This is a genomic window from Coxiella-like endosymbiont (genome assembly GCF_002871095.1).
In the GTDB taxonomy this organism is placed as follows: Bacteria; Pseudomonadota; Gammaproteobacteria; order Coxiellales; family Coxiellaceae; genus Coxiella.
The window spans coordinates 1-5,123 of record NZ_NSHJ01000141.1 but is presented as its reverse complement, the minus strand read 5'-3'; the positions used below and the strand labels follow the sequence as shown (position 1 = coordinate 5,123).

The following is a 5,123-nucleotide window of genomic DNA, read 5'->3' as shown; positions in this document are numbered from 1 at the left end:
TAAGTAGGAAAAAAAGCAATTATCAGTTTAAATATATTCTTAATAAAATTTATTTAATTACGTTTTAATTTTTAGTCATAAATTTTATTCATAAATATAGCAAAAATTACTCCTGAACAATACAAAAGACAACGAAAGAAGGGAGAACTTATAGTTCAAAAAAATAAGAAAATAAAGAATCAAAGGGATCTAAGGTTTAAATTAACCCTAATTCTTTCACGGCATGACGTTCTGCACGCAGCTCATTTAAAGTTGCTTGAATTTTTTTATGACCAAATTCATTATGTGTAATCTCCCCAATAACTCTAATAATTCCGTTCTCCGTCCGGCAGGGAAATGAAAAAATCAAGCCTTCATCAACCTCGTATTGCCCCTGTGAACATAAAGCAATGGAATAACTATCATCCACAGGAGTGGTATTCATTAAACTCCATATGCTATCAATCACAGCATTAGCAGCTGAAGCAGCCGAAGAAGATTCTCGAGCTTTAATAACAGCAACACCTCGTTGTTGAATCAGAGAAATAAATTCTTCCATCAACCACTTTTTATCACGAATGATATCTGAGGCCAACTTACCATTAATCGTAGCATGATAAAAATCTGGGTACTGAGTAGAAGAATGATTTCCCCAAATAATCATATTTTTTATAGCCGTCACTTCTACCTCAGCTTTAAGAGCTAACTGAGTAATAGCTCGATTTTGGTCCAGCCTTGTCATAGCATAAAAACAATCATTAGAAATATCTGGAGCATGATTCATAGCAATAAGGCAATTAGTATTACAAGGATTACCTACAACGAAAATGCGAACATCATTTGCTGCATTTTCATTAAGTGCTTTTCCTTGCGCAGCAAAAATTCCACCATTCTGGTTTAATAAATCTTTACGCTCCATACCTGCTTTTCGAGGCGCCGATCCTACTAAAAACGCCCAATTAACATTGTTAAAGGCAACCTTAGGATCTGAAGTTACTTTAATATTACGTAATAATGGAAAAGCACAATCTTCTAATTCCATGACGACCCCTGTTAGGGCTGATAACGCAGGTTCGATTTCAAGTAAATGTAAATCAATGGTGGTATTTAAACCAAATGCCTGACCTGAAGCTAAACGAAACAATAAAGCATAACCAATTTGTCCGGCAGCACCTGTTACTACAACTTTGACATGCTTCCTCACTTTTCTCTCTTCTTTGTTTCTAATCATGCAATAATTTCCAATTTTTGTTTAATATCCCCCCTCCGTGACCCCCCTTTGTGCTATTAAAAGCGGTCTGAGTGAGTGATGAATTAATATTATATTATAGAGTTTTTAGTAATTAAATTACTATTCTACCACTAGTTGCCTCTAAAATACATTACATAGTTAAGGTTATTCCTCATTCGCTGATATTAAGAAAATAAGGATATAAATCTCTTATTCTTTTGTTTTGGTGATCCAATAAAATTTTGGAGAACTTATTTAATGGAACAAGATTTGCAGCGGAAATAGTTTTAAAGAGATGATAAAGTAACCAATGGGAATTTAAAACTCATCTAAATAAATAATAAATAAAAAATGTAAATTCATTTTCCACGATATGAATCTATTGAGGAACTTTATCCTCAACCTACTTAAAAACCTTATGTTTTTTGATGAGTAAAATAATACTTTTTTATACAGGAATATAAACTACTTCAACGGATAGGCTAATACTTTTTTAATATGAATTTGTAGAGCGAGCGCTCTAGAAAATTTTGTGTACTATTTAAAGGATCTACTATGATCTACTATATTTAGAGGATCTACATAACTAATTAAGAGTATGTATAGTATATTACTATGGTGATATCTTACCACTGACTCTAAACTTCATGGGAAGAAATCTCATTAGATAAAATTGATATATTTCAGTTTTAAGAACTATAATCTTTCATACAAAATTTTATATGTAAGTAAAGATCTACTTTGTTTAATAAAGTATTATCATCTTTTCCGTGAATTTGATAAGCGAATCTATCTGTTAATACCAATCATTGATCATGCTGAGAATGCTCCAGTAAAAATAAGGCAGCTATACTTCGTGCTTCATGAAATTCAGGATGAGCTAGTAATTCATTTCTTTTATCAAGTCTCCACGGAATAACCTCTAAGGGCTCTGGTTCATCACCACGAATAGCTTCCGGATAAAGGTCTGTCGCTAAAATGATGTGCATCATAGAATCTAAATATCCAGGAGAAGCACTAAAACAAGCGATAATCGACATATTACGGGCACCATAGCCTATTTCTTCTTTTAATTCACGCTCTGCTGTAAATAAAAGTTCTTCCCTTTTTTCAATACTACCCTTTGGGAATCCTAGCACATAATCATTCACTCCTATACTATACTCTCGAACCAGTAATATTGTTTCGCTATCTAACAGAGGAATAATCATTACAGCACCACACCCGTGCCCATGAATACATTCAAAATAGCGTTCCTCTCCATTGGAAAAGCGCAGATGTAACTCTTCGATTTCAAATAATCTACTTCTTGCAATGACAGTTTTATTGATAATGGTTGGTTTTTTACTCATGTTCAATGCTTATTTTCATATTCAGAGATAAAAATAATACAATTTTAAGATGTACGTTATTCCATTCAATTTGTATTTCCAGATAACCTGATTTTTTTCAAAAAATACTTTTTTTAATTTTAATTCGCACGTCTTACATCATACTCTCTTCCGAAAAAAATTAGCTGTAGGTTTGATTTTATCGATCTCACAAAAAAAACGAATATTATTCATCATTGATAGTTTCATTTATAACATTTTTATTGGTGGAGGGATACCTCAGTTTATTCTCTACGTTAGTTTATGAAATTTTATTTTATAAAATATAAACAAGTATGAGGCTTAAACGAACAAATCAAGATTATTTTGAAAGTTAATCCTGGCAGCATTTAGCAGTTTAGACGCAGTGGTTCTCGAAAAATTAAATATCAATTTCCTCTCTTAGTATAGAAAATTTTTAAAATTATAAATCAAAAACTAGCTCGTATTTATATTATCATTTAAATGTTGAACAACCACTAAATGTTTATGCTGTTAGGCTAGTAATTATTTAATGAACTTTTAATAAAGCTTTAAATTTATAATGTATATCTTACAAAAAGAATTTTATCTGATTTTTTACCTTTAAAAATATTTTTTATTTAATAGATATAAAATTATACATCATAAAAGCATAAAAGATGATTTTTTTTAAAAAAGAAGAAATTGGCTAGGGATCGCTTATGGAAGATTATTCCCACAATCTATCACTCTTTCTTTCCTTGATATTTAAAAATAACTTAACTCAAAATCTATAAAGTCTATACAAAGACTGAATACTACCTGTTATCTTAACACCTGAGAATTAGTTATCTAAGATTTATTGTATTAAAGATATGAAAAACATTATCTACATAGTAGAAATATACCAACATTAATTACATTAATTCAATATGTTTGATTATTTTTCTTATTTATCGAGGTATCGATTCTAATTGAACTCGTCTGGGAAAACAATAAATCTGATTTTTTAGGGGAGGCGAATAGAAGTTTTATCACTATTTTATTTGTTTTTACTCCTAAGAATAAAAATCTATTTTTCGAGTACTATATAATAATACATACTCCTCAACATATTAACCTCAAATGTGTTAATATTAAAAATTAAATTTAAATAATATTGACTCTTACCCCCCCTGAATAAGAGGGGGCAAGAATGGGTATAGCTCTACGTCTTCAGTATAACTGTTTTTTATAATACTATAAAGTAATACTATACTCTAGAAAAAATTAAAAATCAATAAATCTATAAAGTCGAAATTTTTTACTTAAAGCTTGAAAATCTCTAAAGAGAACAGTTGCCAAGCTTGCAAAATTAAATACGATACTTTAATCTCGAACGAGAGTGCATATAAGATTGCTTACTTAAAATTAGTTGACATCATCCTATGAATAAGAAGTTTAAAATCGTAAGGTAAGATAAATTAATTCCCTAGAAAAGGGCTGCCTAAAGCGCTAATATAGCTTATCAACCTCTCACCCACTTCGATAATGTTTATTTATTTCTTCATTAATTTTTGAAAAAATTGTGGGAAGCCAACTAAAAAGAAAGTGTTAAGATTAGCCTAAATATCAAGGTAAATAATATCTAATCACCCACCTATACAAAAAATCTTTGGAAGTATTATAAAAAAGTCTTAAGTACACTAAATTAGTAGTGTTAACATGTAACCGTTCTGGCTTTACTAATACTTTCCAAGTGAAAATTGTTGAAAAAAGATCCATACAATAATAAATATTTTTTAATTAATTGTGATGTAGTACAGAATGATGTACAACATTCTCTTCAAGAAGCGGCGCATCTCTCTTAATTTGATATCAAAGGTATATGTATAGATCACTTACTTTCATTATAATCATCTAGGCGGCTTTAAATAACTCACTGTTTCTAGTTTTTTTCGACGTAAGATACTAACATAAAAGCTAAACCTTTTATTTATCTTTCTATGATCCCTATGTATTGAAATAAATATTATCCGTAGGATTACAATTTTTAAAAGGTACATTAACAGTCAAAATTTAAATTTATTTGATCATCTACTCCATTTACGAAAACAAATATTTCAAATGGAAAACAATTTATTTTAAAATAGTAAGAACTATTCATGTTCATAATAGAAAAAATTGACTTTTAGTTATGAAGTATTTTTACAGTAGACAATACTAAAAATATTTAGTAGTACGAATACATAATTGTTAATAGATAACTATTAAACCTATGATTTCATAGCAGGATCTTATTTTTTTAAGATGATGAAACAGATGAACAACAGAGTGGTATTGAGAGTGATTATTATCAGTTTATTATTACCTCCTCAAAGCCCCATTCATAAAAGTAAAAATGTGCCTTTATTTTTATTCAGGTAAAGCTTTATTGGATACTAAAGCTTATAGATTAAAAGTGGTTTTTAAATACACTGAAGTATTTCACTTTAACAACTAAAGAAATAATACAAATTTAGCTGTTGAATAATTAAAATCATAACCAAATCTTGAAGATTTATTCTCATATTAGATTTATCAAGTTCCTATATTGTATACTA

At 29.3% G+C, this 5,123-nt stretch carries 2 protein-coding genes; both read right to left on the bottom strand.

What is annotated here, in order from left to right; genetic code table 11:
• Nucleotides 1-196: 196 nt before the first annotated feature.
• The gene (locus CLERM_RS03295) at nt 197-1,183 is read right to left on the bottom strand and encodes a malate dehydrogenase (RefSeq protein WP_102157169.1); all 987 of its coding nucleotides are present in this window, start codon (nt 1,181-1,183) and stop codon (nt 197-199) included.
• Between the two features lie 833 nt (nt 1,184-2,016).
• Complete coding sequence (nudE, locus tag CLERM_RS03290) at nt 2,017-2,562, bottom strand: ADP compounds hydrolase NudE (RefSeq protein ID WP_102157168.1); 546 nt, start codon at nt 2,560-2,562, stop codon at nt 2,017-2,019.
• Nucleotides 2,563-5,123: the final 2,561 nt, after the last annotated feature.